This window comes from Salmonirosea aquatica, from assembly GCF_009296315.1.
Taxonomy (GTDB): Bacteria; Bacteroidota; Bacteroidia; order Cytophagales; family Spirosomataceae; genus Salmonirosea; species Salmonirosea aquatica.
In genome coordinates this window covers 1-20,354 of sequence record NZ_WHLY01000002.1, presented here as the reverse complement: position 1 = coordinate 20,354, position 20,354 = coordinate 1, and the positions used below count along the sequence as shown (strand labels likewise).

Annotated in this window: 35 protein-coding genes and 1 tRNA gene; 5 read left to right on the top strand and 31 right to left on the bottom strand. The window is 49.4% G+C overall.

Annotation, left to right across the window (positions count from 1 at the left end; genetic code table 11):
- Positions 1-66 precede the first annotated feature (66 nt).
- Complete coding sequence (locus GBK04_RS01035) at positions 67-585, top strand: 3'-5' exonuclease (RefSeq protein WP_152756107.1); 519 nt, start codon at positions 67-69, stop codon at positions 583-585.
- 29 nt (positions 586-614) lie between these two features.
- Here GBK04_RS01035 and GBK04_RS01030 read toward each other — a convergent pair whose 3' ends face one another.
- Positions 615-1,766 (bottom strand): thioredoxin-like domain-containing protein, encoded by a 1,152-nt coding sequence (locus GBK04_RS01030; RefSeq protein ID WP_152756105.1) that lies wholly within the window; start codon positions 1,764-1,766, stop codon positions 615-617.
- Between the two features lie 176 nt (positions 1,767-1,942).
- Here GBK04_RS01030 and GBK04_RS01025 point away from each other — a divergent pair, with 176 nt between their 5' ends.
- On the top strand, positions 1,943-2,128 hold the full coding sequence (locus tag GBK04_RS01025) for a hypothetical protein (RefSeq protein ID WP_152756103.1): 186 nt from the start codon (positions 1,943-1,945) through the stop codon (positions 2,126-2,128).
- A gap of 2 nt (positions 2,129-2,130) precedes the next feature.
- Here the strand turns inward: GBK04_RS01025 and GBK04_RS01020 are convergent, their stop codons facing one another.
- Entirely contained in the window at positions 2,131-3,243 is a 1,113-nt protein-coding gene (locus tag GBK04_RS01020) for a fatty acid desaturase family protein (RefSeq protein ID WP_152756101.1), read from the bottom strand.
- A gap of 371 nt (positions 3,244-3,614) precedes the next feature.
- Between GBK04_RS01020 and GBK04_RS01015 the strand changes: the two genes are divergently transcribed.
- Together GBK04_RS01015 and GBK04_RS01010 are read left to right on the top strand one after the other, a co-directional pair.
- Positions 3,615-3,688, top strand: a tRNA-Ala gene (locus tag GBK04_RS01015).
- Between the two features lie 13 nt (positions 3,689-3,701).
- Positions 3,702-4,943 carry a tyrosine-type recombinase/integrase gene (locus GBK04_RS01010; RefSeq protein ID WP_373330597.1) on the top strand — a complete coding sequence of 414 codons (1,242 nt, stop codon included), beginning with the start codon at positions 3,702-3,704 and terminating at the stop codon, positions 4,941-4,943.
- A 35-nt stretch (positions 4,944-4,978) separates the two neighbouring features.
- Here GBK04_RS01010 and GBK04_RS01005 read toward each other — a convergent pair whose 3' ends face one another.
- The 24 genes from GBK04_RS01005 to GBK04_RS30170 form a co-directional block, all read right to left on the bottom strand.
- Complete coding sequence (locus GBK04_RS01005) at positions 4,979-5,851, bottom strand: DNA cytosine methyltransferase (RefSeq protein WP_152756097.1); 873 nt, start codon at positions 5,849-5,851, stop codon at positions 4,979-4,981.
- A 353-nt stretch (positions 5,852-6,204) separates the two neighbouring features.
- A complete protein-coding gene (locus GBK04_RS01000) occupies positions 6,205-6,921 on the bottom strand; it encodes a DNA adenine methylase (protein WP_152756095.1) in 717 nt (238 codons plus the stop codon).
- 257 nt (positions 6,922-7,178) lie between these two features.
- A complete protein-coding gene (locus GBK04_RS00995) occupies positions 7,179-8,621 on the bottom strand; it encodes a hypothetical protein (RefSeq protein ID WP_152756093.1) in 1,443 nt (480 codons plus the stop codon).
- Between the two features lies 1 nt (position 8,622).
- A complete protein-coding gene (locus tag GBK04_RS00990; protein WP_152756092.1) occupies positions 8,623-9,204 on the bottom strand; it encodes a hypothetical protein in 582 nt (193 codons plus the stop codon).
- A gap of 23 nt (positions 9,205-9,227) precedes the next feature.
- Positions 9,228-10,229, bottom strand: coding sequence for a right-handed parallel beta-helix repeat-containing protein (locus tag GBK04_RS00985; RefSeq protein WP_152756089.1), 1,002 nt, complete (start codon positions 10,227-10,229; stop codon positions 9,228-9,230).
- A 62-nt stretch (positions 10,230-10,291) separates the two neighbouring features.
- Positions 10,292-10,837: a pectate lyase family protein gene (locus GBK04_RS00980; protein ID WP_152756087.1), complete on the bottom strand. Its 546-nt coding sequence runs from the start codon at positions 10,835-10,837 to the stop codon at positions 10,292-10,294.
- Positions 10,837-11,043 (bottom strand): hypothetical protein, encoded by a 207-nt coding sequence (locus GBK04_RS00975; protein ID WP_152756085.1) that lies wholly within the window; start codon positions 11,041-11,043, stop codon positions 10,837-10,839. Before GBK04_RS00975 ends, GBK04_RS00980 begins: the two co-directional genes overlap by 1 nt.
- Positions 11,040-11,435, bottom strand: coding sequence for a DUF1353 domain-containing protein (locus GBK04_RS00970; RefSeq protein ID WP_152756083.1), 396 nt, complete (start codon positions 11,433-11,435; stop codon positions 11,040-11,042). Before GBK04_RS00970 ends, GBK04_RS00975 begins: the two co-directional genes overlap by 4 nt.
- Positions 11,432-11,815 carry a hypothetical protein gene (locus tag GBK04_RS00965; protein WP_152756081.1) on the bottom strand — a complete coding sequence of 128 codons (384 nt, stop codon included), beginning with the start codon at positions 11,813-11,815 and terminating at the stop codon, positions 11,432-11,434. The genes GBK04_RS00970 and GBK04_RS00965 overlap by 4 nt, the downstream gene beginning before the upstream one ends.
- Positions 11,816-11,820: 5 nt before the next feature.
- On the bottom strand, positions 11,821-12,432 hold the full coding sequence (locus tag GBK04_RS00960) for a hypothetical protein (protein ID WP_152756079.1): 612 nt from the start codon (positions 12,430-12,432) through the stop codon (positions 11,821-11,823).
- Positions 12,420-12,881 carry a hypothetical protein gene (locus tag GBK04_RS30180; RefSeq protein ID WP_373330596.1) on the bottom strand — a complete coding sequence of 154 codons (462 nt, stop codon included), beginning with the start codon at positions 12,879-12,881 and terminating at the stop codon, positions 12,420-12,422. Before GBK04_RS30180 ends, GBK04_RS00960 begins: the two co-directional genes overlap by 13 nt.
- Positions 12,878-13,090 carry a hypothetical protein gene (locus GBK04_RS00950; protein ID WP_152756077.1) on the bottom strand — a complete coding sequence of 71 codons (213 nt, stop codon included), beginning with the start codon at positions 13,088-13,090 and terminating at the stop codon, positions 12,878-12,880. Before GBK04_RS00950 ends, GBK04_RS30180 begins: the two co-directional genes overlap by 4 nt.
- Complete coding sequence (locus tag GBK04_RS00945) at positions 13,080-13,409, bottom strand: hypothetical protein (RefSeq protein ID WP_152756075.1); 330 nt, start codon at positions 13,407-13,409, stop codon at positions 13,080-13,082. Before GBK04_RS00945 ends, GBK04_RS00950 begins: the two co-directional genes overlap by 11 nt.
- A gap of 44 nt (positions 13,410-13,453) precedes the next feature.
- On the bottom strand, positions 13,454-14,428 hold the full coding sequence (locus tag GBK04_RS00940; protein WP_152756073.1) for a hypothetical protein: 975 nt from the start codon (positions 14,426-14,428) through the stop codon (positions 13,454-13,456).
- Positions 14,425-14,916: a hypothetical protein gene (locus tag GBK04_RS00935; protein ID WP_152756071.1), complete on the bottom strand. Its 492-nt coding sequence runs from the start codon at positions 14,914-14,916 to the stop codon at positions 14,425-14,427. The genes GBK04_RS00940 and GBK04_RS00935 overlap by 4 nt, the downstream gene beginning before the upstream one ends.
- Before the next feature lie 72 nt (positions 14,917-14,988).
- Positions 14,989-15,417 (bottom strand): N-acetylmuramoyl-L-alanine amidase, encoded by a 429-nt coding sequence (locus tag GBK04_RS00930; RefSeq protein WP_152756069.1) that lies wholly within the window; start codon positions 15,415-15,417, stop codon positions 14,989-14,991.
- Positions 15,332-15,544: a hypothetical protein gene (locus GBK04_RS00925; RefSeq protein WP_152756067.1), complete on the bottom strand. Its 213-nt coding sequence runs from the start codon at positions 15,542-15,544 to the stop codon at positions 15,332-15,334. Before GBK04_RS00925 ends, GBK04_RS00930 begins: the two co-directional genes overlap by 86 nt.
- A complete protein-coding gene (locus tag GBK04_RS00920; protein WP_152756065.1) occupies positions 15,504-15,797 on the bottom strand; it encodes a hypothetical protein in 294 nt (97 codons plus the stop codon). Before GBK04_RS00920 ends, GBK04_RS00925 begins: the two co-directional genes overlap by 41 nt.
- A 1-nt stretch (position 15,798) precedes the next feature.
- Positions 15,799-15,924 (bottom strand): hypothetical protein, encoded by a 126-nt coding sequence (locus tag GBK04_RS30175; RefSeq protein WP_373330595.1) that lies wholly within the window; start codon positions 15,922-15,924, stop codon positions 15,799-15,801.
- 716 nt (positions 15,925-16,640) lie between these two features.
- On the bottom strand, positions 16,641-16,919 hold the full coding sequence (locus GBK04_RS00915) for a hypothetical protein (protein ID WP_152756063.1): 279 nt from the start codon (positions 16,917-16,919) through the stop codon (positions 16,641-16,643).
- On the bottom strand, positions 16,889-17,326 hold the full coding sequence (locus GBK04_RS00910; RefSeq protein ID WP_152756061.1) for a hypothetical protein: 438 nt from the start codon (positions 17,324-17,326) through the stop codon (positions 16,889-16,891). The genes GBK04_RS00915 and GBK04_RS00910 overlap by 31 nt, the downstream gene beginning before the upstream one ends.
- 40 nt (positions 17,327-17,366) lie before the next feature.
- Positions 17,367-17,579 (bottom strand): hypothetical protein, encoded by a 213-nt coding sequence (locus GBK04_RS00905; protein ID WP_152756059.1) that lies wholly within the window; start codon positions 17,577-17,579, stop codon positions 17,367-17,369.
- A 98-nt stretch (positions 17,580-17,677) separates the two neighbouring features.
- Positions 17,678-17,908: a hypothetical protein gene (locus GBK04_RS00900; protein ID WP_152756057.1), complete on the bottom strand. Its 231-nt coding sequence runs from the start codon at positions 17,906-17,908 to the stop codon at positions 17,678-17,680.
- Between the two features lie 103 nt (positions 17,909-18,011).
- A complete protein-coding gene (locus GBK04_RS30170) occupies positions 18,012-18,158 on the bottom strand; it encodes a hypothetical protein (protein ID WP_373330594.1) in 147 nt (48 codons plus the stop codon).
- Between the two features lie 279 nt (positions 18,159-18,437).
- On the opposite strand from GBK04_RS30170, the gene GBK04_RS30165 reads away from it, so the two are divergent.
- Complete coding sequence (locus tag GBK04_RS30165) at positions 18,438-18,584, top strand: hypothetical protein (RefSeq protein ID WP_373330593.1); 147 nt, start codon at positions 18,438-18,440, stop codon at positions 18,582-18,584.
- A gap of 43 nt (positions 18,585-18,627) precedes the next feature.
- Here the strand turns inward: GBK04_RS30165 and GBK04_RS00895 are convergent, their stop codons facing one another.
- From GBK04_RS00895 to GBK04_RS30160, 5 genes are all read right to left on the bottom strand, one after another.
- Positions 18,628-18,903: a hypothetical protein gene (locus tag GBK04_RS00895; RefSeq protein ID WP_152756055.1), complete on the bottom strand. Its 276-nt coding sequence runs from the start codon at positions 18,901-18,903 to the stop codon at positions 18,628-18,630.
- 57 nt (positions 18,904-18,960) lie between these two features.
- Positions 18,961-19,296, bottom strand: a complete 336-nt coding sequence (locus GBK04_RS00890; RefSeq protein WP_152756053.1) for a hypothetical protein — start codon at positions 19,294-19,296, stop codon at positions 18,961-18,963.
- Positions 19,297-19,545: 249 nt separating this feature from the next.
- Positions 19,546-19,773, bottom strand: coding sequence for a hypothetical protein (locus GBK04_RS00885; RefSeq protein ID WP_152756051.1), 228 nt, complete (start codon positions 19,771-19,773; stop codon positions 19,546-19,548).
- A gap of 64 nt (positions 19,774-19,837) precedes the next feature.
- Complete coding sequence (locus tag GBK04_RS00880; protein WP_152756049.1) at positions 19,838-20,167, bottom strand: phosphatase PAP2 family protein; 330 nt, start codon at positions 20,165-20,167, stop codon at positions 19,838-19,840.
- On the bottom strand, positions 20,097-20,354 hold a 258-nt coding region (locus GBK04_RS30160; protein ID WP_373330592.1), incomplete at its 5' end, for a hypothetical protein. The genes GBK04_RS30160 and GBK04_RS00880, both read right to left, overlap by 71 nt.

The following is a 20,354-nucleotide window of genomic DNA, read 5'->3' as shown; positions in this document are numbered from 1 at the left end:
ATCAAGGTCTTGATTCCTGGTTTAAAAAAGCTACTATTTCGTATATTATTATAATTCACGTTTTTCTTGTACGCAATCGTCGATATTGAAACAACGGGTGGGGTAAAAGGCCCCACCCGCATCACTGAAATCGCCATTTTTCGGCACGACGGTCAGCGGGTAGTAGATTCGTTCCATTCGCTGATCAACCCGCAAACTTTTATTCCACCCTTCATCACCCGGCTTACAGGCATCGACAACCAGATGGTACAGGATGCGCCTACCTTTGAAGAGATCGCCGATCCGGTCAGAAGGCTGACTCAGGATGCTTGGTTCGTGGCCCACAATGTAAGTTTCGACTACAATTTTATTAAAAAGGAATTTCAGTGGTTGGATGAGTATTTTAACCGAGACCAACTCTGTACGGTGCGCTTGAGCCGGAAGATTTTCCCCGGCTACCGGTCGTATAGCTTAGGGAATATTTGCCAGAGCCTGGATATTCAAATCGAGGATCGTCACCGCGCCTCGGGAGACGCGGCCGCTACCGTGAAATTATTTGAAATGCTGCTACGGGCCGATCGACTGGCGCTCATTCCGGTAAATTAAATTTGAGCGGTAGTAATGATGAAAACTATTTATAAGGTACCCCGCGGTTTTCTGGTATGTTTTACAATTAATTCCTCAAACTGTTCGGCACTTTTTTCACCGTAGCCCTTAAAACTTCGGACGATCTCCCCCTCACTATTTACCAATAAAGTCAGCGGTACCCTTTGATCAAAGCCGAAAATTTCACGGGCATAGGTCAGAGTTTCCGGGGTTATCATGAGTTGTTTCCAGGGCATCTTCTCGGTGCGTAGGGCTTTTTCCCAGTCTTTTTTACGATTGTCGAATGAGATGGTTACCATATGTAGACCCTCCCGATCAGCATATTCACTATATATTTTTTTCAGTTGGGGAATTTCGGCCCGACAGGGTCCGCACCAGGATGCCCAGAGAACGACCATCGTCAGGCCAGCATCCTTTGACAAAATCGGTTGATTTACCCCGTTAGAGTCGGGAAGAGAAGTCTCCCAGGTGAGTTTGTGTCGATCACGGGTATCGAAATAGTGTTTCAGTTGGCGGCCAGAAGAGCTTTCGCGGACGTCGGAATTCAGCAAATTGAACAGTGCGTAAAACTGGGCGTTCGCGGCTCTGGGGGCTCGCCTTTTCAGAACATCCAGGTAGTAGTAGGAATAGGGATGCTGTCTTACCAGATTCTTTAAGGTATTCAGATTGTTAATTACCTGAAAACCTGCCGTGTCGTCGTACATCACGCGCGTCTGTCGACCTACCTGAATGATTTGTTGAGAATGGAAGCTGCTCCACTCACCCGCAATATGCAGCTTCAGGGTACCTTTTAGCTCAATCCCATCTTCAAGCATAAACTCACTGCTGGATTCTATGCCACCGTAGCCCGCTTTTCCTTTGGTTCCGGTTAAAAAGAAAATACTTCTTTTTACCTGATTAGTATCGTAGTGACTGATTGCCACCCGAATGGATTCAGGGTACCTGGCTACGGGTATTCTGAATTCAAACTTTCCATCGACAACCACAATCGAATCAAGTGTTTCCCGCTCTTCTGAAAAAGGAGTTTCCAGCACAATACTGCCGGCGGGCAAATGTTCAAGATTGCCCCGGATGATGTACTCATGGTAAACTTTTTTGCTGGAGCATTGAATAAAAAATGCGCTACTCAGCAAAAGAATAGCCGGGTAGCGCAAGACGTATATCAGGGAAAGTAATGACATGGCAGCGGTAGGATTCAGGTGAATTCACCGCAAGATAAGTCAAGTAGTAAGCATTTGATTTTAAAGGCAGAGGGGTTTAACTTTTTTTAAGATGCGCACACTGCGGAGGCAATTCTGAGAGTCTGGAATAGTTTTTATACTATACCATAGCATTATTCATTTTAAAACTAATCCCTATGAAAGCCCTTACCAGTTCAGCCAGTTACCTGATTATTTTTCTTCTTGCCTTTACCCTCACGAGTTGTGAATTGGTGGGCGATATCTTCAAAGGGGGCGTTTGGACGGGAGTGATCCTGGTCTTTGTCGTGATCGGCGTTGTAATTTTCGGAATTGCCAAATTGTTCGGTGGCGGAAAAGGGTGAGGCTATCCGATAGCTTCGTTCCAGTCGGGTAGGCGACCAAAACGCCGGAGCGTAGAGACATGCGACTGAAATGCGTCGTTGAACGATTCATTTTCAAGATACACTAGCCCAAACTCTTCGGCGGTTTGCTTCACAATGGGTGCGATGGAAGGATAGTGTACATGGCAAATCCTTGGAAACAAATGGTGCTCTACCTGAAAGTTCAATCCACCTACATACCAGGATAACCATTTATTACTGCGGGAAAAGTTTACCGTAGTTTGCAATTGATGGATGGCCCAGTCATTTTCAATAATGCCTTTCTCGTTGGCCAGAGGGTGATCGGTACCTTCCACGGTATGGGCCAATTGGAATATAACCGTCAATACTAGTCCAGCGGTGAAATGCATTAACAGGAAACCAGCTAACAGTTCCCCAAATGCTATGTCAAAGAAGTAGACGGGAATAAAAAAGAAAACCGCGAAATAAGCTAGTTTCATCAGAATCAGTCTGATCAGCGTGTTGGCATTCTCCCGACGGGTCTGCGTATTTACGCCCGATCGAGTGAATGTCACAAACTGTACAAAATCCTTAGCCACAACCCAGTAAAGTGTCAGGATGCCATAAAAGAAGAAGGCGTAGATCCATTGGAAGCGGTGAAAGCCATGTACATGAGTATGAGGCGACAGCCTAACCACCAGTCGATCTTGGATATCTTCATCCATAGGTACCACATTGGTGTACATATGGTGTAGTACGTTATGCTGCAATTTCCAGTTGAGCACCCCACCGCCCGCCAGGTTGATGGTGTGGCCCATCCATTTATTGATGCTTTCACTAGCCGAGTAGGCACCGTGATTAGCATCGTGCATGATACTCATGCCAATACCGCCAATTCCAAATCCCATAAGGAGCCAAAGAAACAGACTCAGGATAAAAGGAGGATTGAACATCAAAATGAAAAGGAAGGGTAGAATGTAGGCGCTCAGCAGCACCACAGTCTTTATAACCATCTGATTATCTGCGTGTTTTGATAAGCATTTCTCGGTAAAATAATCGTCCACTCGTTTTTTAAGGGTCGGGAAAAACAGATTTTTGTCCTTGTTAACGAAGCGGACTTTGCCTTTTTGTTTCATACAGTTGGATTTTACCGAAAGGTAAGAGTGTTTTCTTTGTTAGTTAAATTAAATAGAAGCAGAGATGGAGCGGATGGAGTAGATAATAATCCGTCAAAAGTAACGGATAAGATTTGTATAACGGCTCCGTTGAAGGGTAAAAGCGCAGAACTAAGGCGGGCAGTGCCGACAGGGGTCGTGCGGAAACTTATCTGAAGCGAACTCACTAATTTGCAGAATACCTCTATATAACGATAGGGCTATCAATATGTTTCATGGATGTTGTCCGAAATTGAGATATAAATTTAAAAAAAATAGCCCTTAAATTTGCGTATCTGATTTATGACTCACATCTTTGCACTCCCATTCCAGAGCGGTATGGGAGTTTTAGCGGGGGATTAGCTCAGTTGGCTAGAGCGCTTGCATGGCATGCAAGAGGTCATCGGTTCGAATCCGATATTCTCCACTATATGCCCTCTATGATCTCCATAGGGGGTTTTTTCTTTCTGCTCACGGCAGTACTCACAAATTCACCAAATCTTTACGGAATGAGTAGGGGCGGCAACTACCCTTTTGTACTGGCTTCGTTGAAAGATCGGGGCGGCGACGTTTCGAAGTATTGGTACATTGAGTGGTACGCTTGGGACGTAGATAAGGGCGAACTACGGCGCGGGCGGAAACAATGCCCGGCCAAATACAAAACCGATAAGGCGCGGCGGGCCTGGGCGGGGCCTGTCGTGGATCGATTAAATAAGCTGCTGAATGAGGGCGCGCACTTTGCAGCGGGTACCGATCAAAAAGAAGCGGATTTCTTTAAAGAGCGGGTACCGGCTGACGTCCTGGCGGCGCTGGATGAAATACTAAAATTGAATGCGGCCAACTTTCGAAAGAAAACAAAAGGTACCTATCAAAGTGCTGTAAACAAGCTGCGGGGATTCTTTGCGTACTATGACATTAAGCCTATGCCCCTGGCTCGGGTACCTGACAACCTGGGCGCGCGCTTTACGGAGTATATGCAAACGGTACTCGGTAACAATGCCCGCACGGTGAACAATACCAATAATCAAATTAAGATTTTGTTCAATTTGATGGATGGGCGCGGCTGGATCGATAAAGGAAAAGTAAAGACGAAGAAATTAGGAGAAACGGACAGCGGCAAAAATATTGCTTTCCTGCCGGAACATCAGGAAATCATCGAAGCTTGGCTATTGGCCAATGATTTCGATTTATGGGTTTTTACGCGCTTCCTGTATTTCGCCTTCATCCGTCCGCGTGAACTGGCGGCGCTTCGGTTTGAAAATATAAACCTTACTCAGCGGGCGGTGATGGTGCCGGGCTTGGTATCCAAAAACAAAAAGCTGCAACCTGCGGCCATTGTCGAACCGTTCCGGGTGGTGTTGACTGATCATGTTTGGCCGCGGTCGGGGAAAGGTAGGGGTAGGGTTTTTGGGAAAGGGTTAACGCTGGGCGGGCCGGGTGTCCTGGCCGAAAATGCGGCCTATGAGCGTCACCGGGTGGCGCTGGCTGCCTGTGGGCTGGCGGGCCTGGATTACACGCTTTATTCCTGGAAACATACCGGCGTTGTAAATGCCTATCTGGCGGGGGTGGATATCGTCAGTTTACAGCAACTTCTAAGGCATCAGCATTTATCTACTACGGAGGTTTATTTAAAATCGCTGGGGCTTCGGGTAAATACCCTGCTGTTAAATTCTAGCTGGTAACTGTGAATTGGCCAGGGTCAACAATACGAGCTCACTCACTTCTGTGAGTGAGCTCGTATTGTTTGCGGTCGACGGGTCACGGCTGTGACTGATCGAGTATTACAAAGCGCTGCGGCTTCACGCTTTTTTTGTAGGCGCTTCCGGCATGTCGCGTTTGCTGCTTTCTGCTTTCCGCTCAGAATGCGCCCGCAACCGCACAAACATACCTTTGCATTATATATGGTGATGGGGTCGGCAGCTGTGGTCGCTTCCCAAATGGCGCGGCCTACTTCCTGAGCGACGGCGGCATGAACGCCGTTACTAACGGCTTTGTACTTGGCGGCTTTATGAAAGTCGGGTAAATCAAAATCGGGCGGTAAACCCTGCAACCGGCAAAACTCGGAAAATGTACGCCGTCCTTTTTGGGTGCCTTCGCTGGCTGTTAAGCAGGGTTCGCGTTTTCCTGTGAACGCGCTGCGGCGAATGTTCAGGATTAGGCCACGTTTTGACCCAAATTGAAAATGCCTTAACCGGCTTTGTGAGTGGCCCAATTGAGTAGGGGAGAGGTCGAACCGCTGAACGTGGTACCCTACTATTTCAATATCCGGTACTCCTGGGACATTTTCAAGTAAAAACCAATTCGGTAACGACTCCTGAACGATCCGGCAATATTCCCCTAAAAGTTCCAAGCCTTCGCCGGTTGGAGGGGTACGCCGGGCGCGGCTGAAATCCTGGCAGGGTGAGCCGCCAATAACCCCCGAAAAGACGCCGGGCATCGACCGAAACGCGCGAATATCTCCGCCCGTTATTTTCTCCGGCCCTCGGACTACACAAAATCCGTTTTGCTCAAAACCGGAATCTAAAAGGCCAATTCCAGAATAAACGGATAGTACCAACTGTGGCGGGCCCTCTGTTGTTAGCTGCTGCATACTCACACTTTTTTTTTGATTTAAAGGTACGGTGTAAAATGTGAGTTGTCAAGTGTGAAAACGCGCGGCTCATTCACGCCGGCGCAATCACAGAAAAAAAACGTGATTGACCTGGCTCTTGCGTTACCAGGTCAATCACAAATGTGAGCATCCCAGGGATGCAGTACCGCGGGCAATCACAAACGTGAATGCACCCGGTAACGTGAACGCCGGCGAGTCACTTTAATCCGGAGGATCACAAAAAATTCAGTTTACGATCGATCATAGATGAATGGATCTATGTGATATCGGATCCGCCCAAGTCATTTTTATCTATGGTCGACGGAATGGATCGACGACATAGATTTATATATCTATGTTCTACACGTTAGAACCGCCTGAATAATGGCGTTCCGCTCGGTAGCGGGCAGATTATACAACTTCTTTATTTCACGGTGAATCTTCCTTTTGATCCGCTGGCGGTCGGTGAAATCTTCTCCTAAGAAATCATATTGATGAAGGTACCCTAAATGATTTTCGTAGTTCATATACAAAAGTTCCGTGGCTGGGCCTTTGCGGGTTTGGGCCTGGAATTCCTTCAATTCCCAATCTTTCAGGTAATAACTGTATATGGGATTTTGATAGGTTGAAATGACAAAATCAATGTGGGGGGCGGAAAGGCTGAGTACAGTTTGCAATAGTTCGACGTGCTGGGCGTCGGTCATTTCGTAGCGGTACAAATCCCGGCTACTTTTCCGGCTGGCGCGCGGGTACGGTGGATCAAGATAAATTACGTATTTCTCCGATTCCTGGAAGGGGTACCGGCTTAAAAACTCGGTGGCGTCCTGTTGGAGTACTTCATAGCCGTATCCGTCTATCTGGTACCCGCGCCACTTTACAGAAACTTCGGGGTCAATGTCGTTGATCAGATTGTACAAGGCTGGGCGCTTGTACTGAAAAATGGCGCCACTTCCGGCGAACAATTCCATATATACACTATGCGGGCGGATTACATTTATAATATTGTGGAATACCCCTTGCCCGTTCTTTCCGCCTGGATAGGTTCTAAAAATCTGATTCTCTTTTTTCATTCTGGACCTTACAGTTATTTATGTCTATGTCGGCCGACCATGGCCAGCATAGACGAAGCTGACTAGCAAACCAGGTACCCAAGTTATTTTTATCTATGGTTTCCGGAGAATACAGCTGGCACAGTCAGTTCTATCTATGACCCCGGAAAAATAGACAGAAATAACTATAATGTCAAGAGCACAAAAAGCCCTGCCGAAAATCGGCGGGGCTTTATGATACGATACTTTAACTTCACTACACGCGGGAAAGGTGGACTTTACAGGTTGATAAGTTGCGCGAATGGGCCAATTCCGCAAACGTCCATTTGGTACGTTATACCGCTATTGGTCGGGTGCCTGAACTCCAACGTTCGGCGTATGTTGTCGGCCCAAAAATTATAGGCTAATACGGACATTTGCCCGCCTTTGATCCGGGCTTTTACCACATAGGTTTTATCGTAGTATTGCCTTACTTCCTCAGTGCCATTGGCCGTTTTGTTGATCCAGTTCCCGCCGTTGATCCTATAATCACAATAGTAATCGGTGCCGCCTACGGTTCGACCTCCCGTAACATTCCAGGCACGAAGGCCAAAATTAGGGAAGTCGGCCAGGAAGGCGGGAATGTCGTAGTAATTGCTCCCCTCGTTCACGTAGTTGGGGTACGTGGTCGGCGTGGATGACCCGCTAGGGTAAAAGCGATCCTTCCCGGACATATAAAAAGAAATGTCCAGGATTTTCGTTTTGTCCACTTTGGCCCGGCGCTTCAAACCCCACTCAATAGAAACGTTCCCGTACTCATGGGCCAGGAACGGCCATAATAAACTTAATTGCGGATTGTGGGCGGCTTTGTTGCTCCGCTCAAATACTCCGCTGGGTAGGTAGGTATTGTGCGCGTAGCCGGGTAGCCATTCGTTTACGTCGAATACAAAAAGGCCAGCCGCTTTACCCAATTTCTTTGATAGTCGCATTCGAAAAATTGCCTGTAGCATTTGCTTGGCGGTCTGGTCGGGTGCGTTCAGATAGATTCCTTCTACGATTAGGTTTGTTGCACTGTAATTATTACCTGGGTGGTAAATGCTGGTCGGCCACGTATTGCTATTGCTGGTAAGCATTCCTTCATGAGCCGCCCGGGACGCTTCCCCCAAATTGTAATTTACTCCACCGTGCCAGCGCGTGAAGTAGTTGGCGGCGAACAATGCCCCATCCGGTAGCCGCTCCATACACCGATCAATGAATACTTTCCAACTTGGGTGCAATTCGGGTAAATAGGCGTCGCCCTCTAACAATTCCCCCACAAACAAACCTATGTTCAAATCTAACCCATTGGCGGCGTTTAGTGCTTGCTGGGTAGTCATAGGCCCGCCCGGCCAGAATGCCAGGTTATAATTTCCGCCCGTCGTGGGTTGCCAGTTGTCCGGCCCCTGGCGGGCAAGGTTGAAAATATCCTGTATCCGGGGGACGTCCTGATAGGCCCGGCCCGGAAAGCGGGCGCGGAATGCGGCGGCTCCTCCGGCTTCGTCGTTGGCATCCAATAAGGAAAAGTGCGTGACTCCTTTATTGAAGGTGTGTTCAATACCCCTATCTTCCCGGTTTGGGCTTGCTTGGTGAAAATGGCCGCTCGGTAACGCAAAATTGCTACCTACTTCCATCCATTGCGGCAACTGGCTTGCAGGGTTGTAATTATCCGGTACCGGGTTGACGGTGTTAATTTGGGTTGCCATATTAATTTGAATTGGGTACGAATGCAAAAACGAACTGAGCGCCTACGTCGCCCTTATCAAAAAACTCTATTCCGTTCGGATCATAGTAGGGGTTACTTTGTTGCTCCGGTGTGGAAGCATGCTGTTCAAGGCTGACCAAACCGACTTTGATCGAATGCTTCAGAACGTGGCCGGGTAGGTTGGTTTGCCAGGGTTCATCAATCAAGCGGCCCGATTGCCTTACTACTTTTTCGCCTACGATGTAGTACCATTCATAACCCGGTGCCGGGCTGCGGGTGGATAAATCGGTAATACGCCAGTTGTTAGAACTGCCGGAAATTTCAAAGTTCGCCAGAGAGGCATAACCTCGAGAAAGGATTACCGGCGTGAAGTTGCCCGAAATACTACCAATCCCGGTCGACCCCCCGCTAGTACGATCGCCAGCGCTTACGGGAATATTGGGAAGCTGAACGACGGGCGGGCCAAGTGTACCGGCTTTGGCTTTATACTTTCGGATAAAGAAGTAAAGCAGGATTGCACCCACTATCCACAAAATGCGCTGCCGGTTGGCGGCGCTGCTTAGGTATTTTTCGAGTGCGTCCATTTCATTTATAATTCAGGCGTTTTTTATTTGACTCTGTACCAGTTTCCGGCTAAGTACTTGTACATAAGTATGAAGCCTTCGTACTGTGTCGATGAAGAAAAAACAATAGGATCGCCAAGAATAAAGCCACTCCCGGTGGTAATGTTGACGGTAATCGGTGAAGCGCTGTTATTGAAAAGCGCAACGTAAAATTCGTCTTTCTCCTGGGGGACTTCGGTAGGCGGAGAAATAACAAGATCGGTACTGGCTGTAAACGTTGCGCGGTACGATTTCCACACCTTCGGAACAAGGTTTGTCGGATTGGGAAGAATAACGGTTTCACTGGCTCCGCGTTTCTCATTTACAATCAATCCGCTTTCTTCGTCGATTTCGCGTAAAATGTTGATCCGTGAAATATCATTGTAAAGCCCCCCGCTTGCAAGTACTATTTTGTAGTTGTCCAGGATCGAAATATTATTACTGTATCCGGGATGAATAAAAAACTGATAATGTCCGGCTAAGTTGGGATTGGCTTGTACGATGTAATTCCGCTGTATGGTAAGGTTTCGTACCGGGCCGCTCCCGTCCGCTTTGCCTGTCGTAAGCTGATTGCCAAACGTTTCCGTAAGGTTGTTAACAAACCGATTCCCTTCTACAACACCCGTTACAACCGCCTGAATCCAAATAGAACCCAGTAGATTGTTATTCCCTAACTCATTGTGTGTAATGGTAATGAGCCGGGAAACGCCCCGGCCATCGTACCCGATTACAATACCGTAGTTCGTGTTTCCAATGATTTGGTTATTGTCTATTTCTACTTGTTCGGAGAGTTCAGAGTAAATTCCCGTATTGCAGTAAAAAATAGAATTGTGGCGTATGATGATATGTGACGCGACAAATTCAGAGGAAACGTCCCCTACTATATTGATCCCCTTCCCATTCAGGCCGTCTATCCAACACCGTTCGATTAACCCGTTTGAGGACTCCCCAAAGTCGGAGAACCCAACGGCGGTTATTTTGATCCCGTCGCCACTGAGAGCGGGCATATAAAGATCATGAATGTAAAAATCTTTCTGACTGCTTAGGAGAATCCCCGTTACCGTACCGGTTACGGTATTTGCTGACTTTTAATAAAAAAATCCGACAACTCGGTTCGATAGGTATTGTAGTACGTGGTGTTGTTGGGGATGTTATCGTTATTCCCATCCAGCAGGAACAAAGGCCCGTTCAGATTGTGGGTAATAAATCCCGACTTTTCGCGGCCCGCTCCCCGGATACGAAGCCCCGCCCCGCGTACGGTAGCGTTGACCTGTATTAGCGAGGACGTAATGAAGTACTTTCCAGGCGCGTAAATTTCCGCCCCTTTCGAGGATAGCGCAACCCAGTTGAGTAGTTTTTGCCATGCCTGGGTGTCGTCCGTCGTGCCGTTGCCCAATGCCCCGAACATTTCCGGCGTAACAATAGGGTTCTTTTTGTTGACATAATCTATGATTCCATCCATTGCCGTACGCACGTCGGCGGCACTGTACCCGGTTGTCCTGGCTCCCCGCGTGGGTATCTTGGATTGAATCAATGCGCGTACCGTGCTATCAGCGGGTACCATTTGGCCCAATGCCAGGAAGGGAAATAAAAGGAGAAATAAGAGCTTTTTCATTAGGCAGCGTCTTGGTTTTTTAGTTGGGTAGTGATTCCAGAAACGGAAGTTTCCAGCGTAGTGATTCGCGTGGTGTAGCCGTTTACCTGGGCTTGTAAGGCATCAAATTGGGCTTGGGTGGGTCCGGCTCCGGTTGGCATCTGTTTGTACATCAAGTACACGACGGCCAGGGCCAGCCCAAAAAGAAAAAGGTCGTTCGTTTTCATTTTTTACGGTTATTACGATTCCAGGTAATTGAACTGAACAGCGTTGTATAAATCAGCATGGCGAATACTTTCCAAATCGGGGCCTTTCCCTGAACCATTCTCACGGCTAACATGAAGTTGGATAAATGCCGGGCGTGGCGGTCGCCTAATTGATCCCGAAACAGGCCGTTTTCGTGTTCGTAGTCGTGTGGTATGGCTTCGTTTGATCCGGCTCCGTGCGGGTGAATGATCGGGTACAAGAGCCAGGGCGCACTAATAAAATCGGTTCGGTAGCCTTTCGGAATCGTGTATTCCCCTTGCGGGTGTGGGATTACGGCGGGGTCGCTGAGTGCCCACCAATCCGATTTTTCGCCGTACACCTTTTGAACTACGATCCTGGGAAAGCGTGTCATTCCTGGCTAGGTAGTTTCACCTTTAAAGGCCAATTAACGTACCTAAAAAAAGCGTTTATTTCGGCGGTATCCGAAGGGGTTACACTTCTATCAATGTACTTATTTACGAGCTGGTACTTTGAGTTTGGTAGGGTCTTGTTGCCCTCTTCGGCGGCTCTGGTAAGTACCGCTGAACGCAATTCGTAGTAGACATTTTGAACCATTATTTTTTGCACGGTATCCGCCGGATTGGGAGCCAGATAAGGCGCTCCGATGGGTCGCACGACTAGTGCGTTCACCCTGGGGATTTCCAAGGTAAATTCCTCCAAAGGAATGGTAACATCTTGCCCGGTCGCGGCCAGGGAAAGGAATAGCAGTAGAATTGAAAATAGCTTTTTCATGGAAATTACTGTAAAGTGGTAATTAGATTGCCAGAGTTGTCGATGGTGATTTTGTAGCGCTTGGTACCGTCCGGCGTTTTGAGTATTATTCCCGCTCCGGCTGTGGTGTGTTCGGTTCCGGCCTGAAATGTCGTTAAACCGGTAAACCGCCCCGTACCGTTCACATCCAATCCATACCCGGCATTAGTGGAAGTGCCTATACCAACGTTTCCAAAAAGCCGGGTAAAGGTGGTAGAAGAATTACCCAGTACGGTCGTATTGTTACCTAGCCCGGTGGCATCGTGACCAATTACAATTTGGTTGGTTTGTCCATCTGCGAGCGCTTTGGTATTGTAGCCTAAAAAAAGGGAATTGGCTGGATTGCTCAGTACGGTAGTCCCGTCGGCTATATACCTTCCCGCTTGTCTTCCTAAAAAAAGATTGTTGCCTCCGGTTGTGACAAAATAGCCCGCGTGTACGCCTAGAAACACATTATTGCTTCCGGTGGTGCTCGATAGCCCAGCCTGATAGCCTAGTACTATATTACTATTTCCGGTGGTGTTCGATAGCCCAGCATGATACCCTATAAAGGTGTTAGTGTTTCCGGTCGTGTTGGCGTTACCAGCTAAATAACCCAATACAGTATTGCCATTAAGATTCCCCCCCCCAAACCAACACGTAGCGAATTAATGTAGATATCCTGCGTAAAAGTCTTGACCCCCGTAAATGTCTGCGTTCCGGCGAGGGTCGCATAGTTGGAAACGTCGGGCGCGGGGCCGGTCGGCCCTTGTACGCCCTGCGGCCCCTGTATTCCCTGCGGCCCTTGCGGCCCCTGAATACCTTGCGCCCCGGTTGCCCCCTGCGGCCCGGCTACCCCCTGCGGGCCTTGTGGCCCTGGTACCCCGGTCAGTGTGTCGGCAAAATCCACTACCTGAAATATAGCCTGCCGGATACTAGCGGGCGTTACGACGCGCGGGCGGCTGTCGGGTAGTATTTTGGTAATGGTATCCTTTACGGCGGGCGCGGAAATTTGCGCCTGGGCGGTCAGGCTGCCAAAGAGTAGGGCGAGTATTACAAGGCGTTTCATATAGCAAAAGGTGATTGATTGAGGCGTTCAATCAGAGTGGCCGAATCTTCCTGTAAATCTTTGATTACGGCGGCTTGATGAACGACCAACTTATTAAGGGCGTCAAAGTCGGCGGCGGTGGGGTAGCCGGTGCCGGTCAGGGTGGCGGTTCGCCTGGATCGCAAAACCAGAAAGACGAACACGGCTATCAAAATAGTGTTAGGCTTCATCGGGCGCGGGGGTTACAGATTGGAATTTCTTTTTCAGGCTGCCAAGTTCCGCCGTCGCAATCGTGACAAATACCGGTATGATTCCGATTAACTCCATCGTATGCCCGGTTAGCTGGCTGGCATATTCTACCAGATTCCCGGCAATGAGTACAGCGGTATAGGCTAAAAGCTTGTATAGGTATTGGGTCAGGTACCCGTACTTGAACTCCCGTTTGATCAGGGCGCGCGTGATACCTAGCACAGCATCCAGCAAGACGATTCCAAAAATGATTTGGAATAAAACGAAGTGAGCGAAGGCAATCAAAATAAATTCTTTCATGGCTAATAGATTGGTATTGGTACTTGGTTGTTATCCGTCGACGCCTAAAATATCCCCTTGCCAGGGTTGGCAGCCCACGCCAGTAAACCGGCTTCGGTCGCGGGGAATACCTTTTTACTCGTTCGCTTGGCATCCCTGGCGGCGCTCTTGGGATTGCGCAAACTGCGCCTGCATTTCTTTGCAAGTTCTACGATCCCGCTGGCCTGTTGGGCGCGGTACTGAGCGACGCGGGCCAAACGTTCCATTTTAAAGGCGGCGTCCAATTTAATCGGCGCGTTTTGGGCGCGGCCTTTCTTGCCTTTCAGCTTCTTACCCTTCAATAGTTGTAGGGCTTGGGTAGCAAACTTGGTTTGCTGGTCGTCGGTCAATGCCCAAAAACTACCTTCCGATTCCGGAATTTCGAGCAACGGCCCAAAGTAAAAACGCGGGTTGGCGGCTACTTCGGCCAGTTCCTTTTTAAAGGTGTCGGCGCGTAGGGTACGCAATCCGTTTTTCACGAAGGTGTCGACGTCCTTTATTTTCTGGCGCTCGTAGGTACTGCGGGCGCTCTGGCCTTCCTTCACGCGGCGGCGTACGTAGGCTTGTAGCTTGGCGTTCGTGTCGTACTGCTGGGCAAATTCTAGAATGTCCTGTATTAAGGTGTCTTCGTCGCGGTTGCTTCCGGAAAACTCCTTTAACTCGGCGGCGGCTAGGTCAATGCCTTTGGCCGTTTTCTTGATCCAAAACCGGCGCAATCCGGGCGTTAGGTTGTTGGGGTCGCCAAACCGTTTAAAAGATTCCAGGCTAAACGTAGGTTGCAGGATGGCTATAAAGTCCTGAATGCTCTCATAGGGCATATCTTTCAAAACCGACTGCAAACGCTTCTGACTGGTACCCATTATTTTACGAGTTTGGTCATTAACAAATACGCGATGGCGCACCCACGCGGGGTACTTCCATTTGGCCGCTTTGCCGTATTTCCACGTAAAGTAGGCGGCGGCTACTCCGATTAGGTTTACTTGGGTCGTGAGGTTATTCATAGAAAAATTTTGGTTACGATGGCGGCGGCTATTACTAAGGTTTCGACTAGTACGACGTTTCCCCGGCGTTTGGCCCGCCGTTCCATGACAGAACGGCGGGCGGTTTCCTCTTTTAGTCCCTGCTGGGCGTCGTTTATTTCGGTTTCCTGGCGGCTGGTTTCCGCAATCAGGGTTTGAATTTTGGCATTCAACAAGCCGTTAATCTGGCGGGCTTCGTCGCATATTTTCAGTTCTTTGATGATCTGCGGCGTTAGGCTGGTCAACTGGCGGACTTCCGTAGGTGTCAAGGTATCCGGCTGCGCGGTAGCGTTCCAAGAGTGCGCGGGCGGCGCTGTCAGGGTCAGCAGGGCGGCTACTATACAGCTATCAAGTTTCGCATATTCAGTTATTAGCTGTTGATCGATGGATCTGATTTTATCAATATGGGCGGCGCGCTCGGCGGTCAATTCCTGGACGGCGTGGCGCGGCGCTCCTGGTATCGGCGGCAAAGTATCCGGCTCCAAACAGGATGATACTACCCAATAGCAACACGCTCCACGAAGTACCCTTTACATTCCATTTCATGCTTTGCGGGTGCTTTCTTCGGCCAGAAATTCAGTAACATTATGCACTACATCGGAAAAATAGTACCGGTATTCTCGGACGTCGCCGGGGTTCGTGATAAAGCACGTTTCCAGCAAAAAGCTACGTTCCGGGTTCAGATGCAACACGCCTAAACGGTTGTGTTGGCTCTGGCTTTCGTTCTTGGCTCCCCTGTCTTTTATCCGTAGGGCATCGGCAACGCTGGCGCTCAGTTTGGCGGCGGTCGGTTGGGGCTGCAAAAAGCGTGAGGTTTTATAAAATACCTCGGTGCCGGTGGCCTGGGGGCTGGCGGCGTTAAAATGCAAATCCAAAAGAACATCTTCAAAGTGAGCGATTTCCTTGATTTTGCTCCACGTTTCGGCGTTGGTGTTCGTTCTGGTCGACGTACACGTTGACGCCCCGTTCAATCAACCGCGTAGCGATGGCATTACGAAGTATTACGGCTTCGATGGCTTCGTCAAACCCTGGCACTTTGGCCCCGGTACCTATGCCGTTAACTACGGCGTGGCCTGCGGTTAGAATTACTTTTGCCATGGACTTCTAAGTTTAGCTCTTGATACTTGCGTTCGAGTTCGTTGTACTTTTTCGTCAAAATTTCGTGTTGCTCCATAAGCAGATTAAACCGCCCTTCCAAATGTTCCGCGTACTTTTTCCAGTTATCAGACACGATGTTGTCCGTTTCGGCATCGTTCTTTTTTTTGGAAAATATATACCGGATACCTTCCAGCGCGCCCCCGCCTATGGCAAAATCTAAAAGCCGTTCAAAGGCTGTGACTTTATCGGGCATATCATTGACGGCTTTCGTTTATGAGGTAGCCGCCCGCCAGGGCTAACAGGATCGCCCCGATTCCGGCAATGTTGGTTGTTACCTCACTCCTAAAAACCGGCTGGCCGTACGCCTGGGCTTCCTTCAATCGGCGGTTGGCGTTGTAGGGCCAGGATTAAAGGCGGCTTCGATGGCGTTCAGGTCGTTGGGATTTACCTGTATTTGCTGCCATAGCTGCGACTTCAAAAAGTTGCCCGGCCCGGCGTTGTACACGAACGAACCACGGCGTCAAATTGGGGAACCGTCAGGCGGATATTTTTCCCGTTCAGGTAGCTATTTAGGTACCCTCTTTAGTCGTACGTGGTACAATAAGAGTTGATCAGCCCTTTTTTTGTGATCTGCTGGCCGTACTGGATTTTACTACCGTCCTCGTAGAAGGTGCAACCGTACCCGATGGCGGGGCCGTTGGTGTCCTTATAGGCAGGGTTAAAAAGCTGTCAGGCTTGGAAAACAACGGCGCGTTTCTTCCAGGGCTATAAAATCAATTCCGCTTTGTGAGGTCGTTCCCATAGTATTTTAGTTTGCGTATACGCGGACGTCGGCCCGCTTAATATATCCGTCCGTGGGTACCCGATCCAGTTCCGATAAGTGACCAGAACGTACTGATTTCTACGCCCCCGCTTTTGGCTATGGTGTAGTACTTAAATTCAGTTTTGGTACCCAGCGGCAACGTCGTAACGGTTTGGCTGCTATCGCTGGCGGATAAGAGCGGAGTACGTCGGATGGTTTCGGCGGTGTAGCCTTTGCCGGTGGTGGCACCTCCCCCGGTGGGCGTGGTAGGGGCGGCATTGCCTTGCAGGATGGCTACAAACTTGGCGAAAACTTCGGGTTGGCGTCGTCGCTTATGTCCTGTATGAGTTCGCTTTTGTAAAGTGTCCGATAACTGGCTGTAACCTCAGACCAGACGTTGCCCCGGCAAACCCCGGCCAGATAGTAAAGCGTATCTTCATCGGTGCCGCCGTCGATGCCTAAAAATGAGAATCCCCACGGTCTGAGCGCTTGCCGGAATTGCAGCGCTATATTGGCGGGGTTGACCGCTCCCCCGTTGCCCGCTACGACTTTATCATATTCATTTTGGGCCAAACGCTTGCGGGCGCTGGATCGCAATAATAGATAGAGGGCATAGCAACCAAGACTTTACCGACGTTGGCGACGGTCTTTTTGTCTACTTGGCTGGCCAGGGCGCGGCGGCGGTTAAATTCTTCATAGACTGGCTTTTTGCTTGAATAGCTGCATCGGGTTTTTGACCGTGTTAAACTTGGAAATAGGGCAATGCGGCGCGGGGCTTCGTCAACGCCTTCCCTGGTCAACAGGCGGGCAAAAAATGCGTTATTGTCGTGGATTTCGGTTTGCAGTTGTAGCACTGCATCCGGGTTGTTTGTTACAAATTCGGTCAGGGCTTCAATTAGTTTTATGGTGTCCTCGGTACCTAGTACTTCATCGTAGGCGCGGCCAAAATCTTTCAAAAGTTGTAGTAAGTCCTTTTCCATTGGTTCCGTTGTGTAAGCGTTTTAAAAAGTACGTAGGTGTTTAGAGGTTGTTAAATCCGCCACTGGCGCGGGGAATCTGATTGATCACAACCGGCGCGGCGGTTTTATTCTTGATGGCTCCCAATGCAAATTCCTTAATCAGACTTTGGGCAAAATCATTGTTGCCGTCGCCGTCCGTCAAATCTTCCAGGATTTCAAAAAGCTTGTTTTGATTTTCTTCCAGCTTTTTGATTTTATCTTCCATTTCTTTCATACGGAATCTTGCATGAGTTCGGCGCGCATTTGTTCGCGCAAACTGCTTACACTTGAAAGCCCCCCGGCTTGCTGGGCGCGGCTCCGGCTTTGGTAAATTCAAAGTTGTTGCGCTCCGCTGGCCGCTGGCGTTGCGGTATACCGATAGGCGGTAGCTGTTGGGCGGCAGTAGTTCCAGGACGTTTTTAAAATGCTCCTGGGCGTGGCTGGGTCGGCGGTGGGGTTGTTGTCTTTTTCGCACTCGCTTACCTTACTGGTACCTTTCCATAGTTGCCAGAAAGCCATGTTTTCCTGTTTCAAAAAGTCGCTTGCTTGCTGTGTCGTATCCATGTTGCGTAGTAGGGGTAAAGTGATTTAGGAAAAGCAAGCCCGGTTTGGCGGGCTTGCTCTGGATGGATGGTAGCGGGCGGCTATACTTTGGCAATCTTGGCACTCAGGGCCATAGATTTTTGTACTCGCTCATTTTCTTGTTATAGTCCTTTTTGATGGACGCAACCTTTGAGAGGTACTTTTTCTTTTGCTCGGGGCTGGCCGTCAGCTTAGGTTTTTTCGGCAATTTGCCCATTTTTGGCTTGCGCATAATTTTGGAATTTAAGAGTTAAAAAAAAGTGATTCGTTGGGGGTTGGTGTGATTGCCCTGGCTACGGAATAGCCAGGGCGTTCACGGTTGGAAACTGGCCTAGTAGGGGCGGCGCTTACGCTTCCGGGCGTCGGGGGTTATTACCTAGCGGCGGCGGCGCGCCTTCGTTTTCTTACGGAAGAAGAAATACCAAACACCAAACCAATCATGGCGGCAATCAGCGGGTTATTGGTAATGAAACTGAACGGGTCGGAAATGAACTCATTAAAGTAGTCCATAATGCCTTTGGTGGCGGCGGTGCCGGTGCCGGTCGTTGTGGTCGTCGTAGCGCTTCCGCCTGTTTCGGATGCTCCGCTTACGCTTACCCGGATGGCGGCAATTTCGGCGTTCGTGGCTCCTACTCCTTTGATCGAGTACAGGTTTTGACGCTGAAAATGCTCGATTCCGGTTTCGTCTACAATGGCATCCTCTACGATGAAGCCGTCAGCGTCGACAAAATCCCAGTGGTTTTGTTGCTGAAAAGTTCCAGGTTCAAATCCGTTGAGATAGAAGCGTTACCGCTGTTGAGCCAGTTGCGCATGTCGCGCGTTAGGTACCGGTACTTTACATCACTGCCTACCAGTTCAGGCAAAAGCAGAATTTTGGGCTTGCTGGTTTCGGTGCTTTCACTGGCGGCGTAGACGTTGCCTACTCCGTTGTTTCCGGTGATGGTACCGACGTTGGTTAAAATTTTAATTTCGGCCATAGCTAATAGATTTTGAAATAGTGAAAAGTGAAAAATTGGGGGTTATTGGTTTGAAAATTATTTAGTTACGCTTTCGTTTTTTCTTCCGAAAAAATAGGAAGTAGGCAGCCACGGCAGCCAGGGCCAACAACGGTATATTATCCAGTAGGCCGCTGCTGCTGTTGCTGCGGTATTGGTTAGGGTCGTACGGAACGGAACCGTACGAAGGGTAATACTGCCGTTGCCTTTGATACCGCCCGGAAACAAGGCGGTCAGTAGGGGTACAGCAATGCCACTTATAGCGCTGCTAATCGTGGTGATTACGTTCCCGCTTTTGGGAGTGGTGCCGGCCTGGGCTTGCTGCGCGGCCTGACTGATTAGGATAGGGTCAACCCCATAGACTGAATACGGCATATTTATATGATTCTAGGGATTTTGATACTTTGGGAGAATTGAACCGGGAAGTTTAGCAACTCGGCTTTTACAAATCCGTTGAAGTTGAATTGTATCGTTTTACCCTGCACTAAATCCCGGATTTCGGGAATGATGCTGATTAGGTCGAGCAACTGAATATTTACAATAGCGTCGGCCTGGGTTTGTCCGCTGGGTTGATCCTGAATTTTTCGTACCGATACGCCCGGCCTACGGTGGCGGTGTTGATGCTTACGGTAGTTCGATAATATTAATATTCGTCGCCGTGCGGTTCCAAATTGAGGGGCAACAAAACGTTAGTTGGCCCTGGCCCAAACTTACCCGTAGTTGCTTGGGTAGTCCGGGCGTAACGTCCAGGTTACTGGCGGCGCGGGCTTTGCTCAGGACGTACGCCCCGGCTCCCACGGCCCCGGCTATCATCAAATCTTGATTGCTTATGCCTTTACGTTTCTTGCTCATAAGGATTCGACGGCTTGCTTGAATAAAAATCCTATGATCACGGTAGCGGCTATTTTGCCGTACTCTACTTTGGTGCTTGGGGTGCCCGGTGGGCGTGGCGTCGGTTCCCTGATGGCGCGGGGTCGCCGGGTGTGTTATGTACTGGTTTCCGTCGACGGCGTTTTTTTGCGAATTGTAAAGCCTGGGTAGGCTCGTACCCGCGTATGAGGGCGTCAACCAACTCACCGACTAGCAAGGCCAGGGGGTACCCTTTGGCGTAGGCATCCAGATTTTGCGTGACGGCTTTTATATAATTTATGTCCTCAACGCTTACCGTAGGGCTATCAATCAGGCGGGTATATTCCCGGCTCAGGATGGCGCGTAGGGTTTCCCAATCCTGGCCACTTCGGCCCAACGTAGGAGATAAGCCCACTATACGCGAAAACTTTGGAGTTGCGTTCCGTTTCGGTTTGCGTCAGGGTTTGGCCGGTGGGCGTGGTGGTGACAATCGGCGCGGGGTCGCTGGTGAGTCCCGGATCACTGTCAACAATTACGGCAGGATTCAGCGCGTAGGGATTGGGGTACAGTGGACTATTGACCGT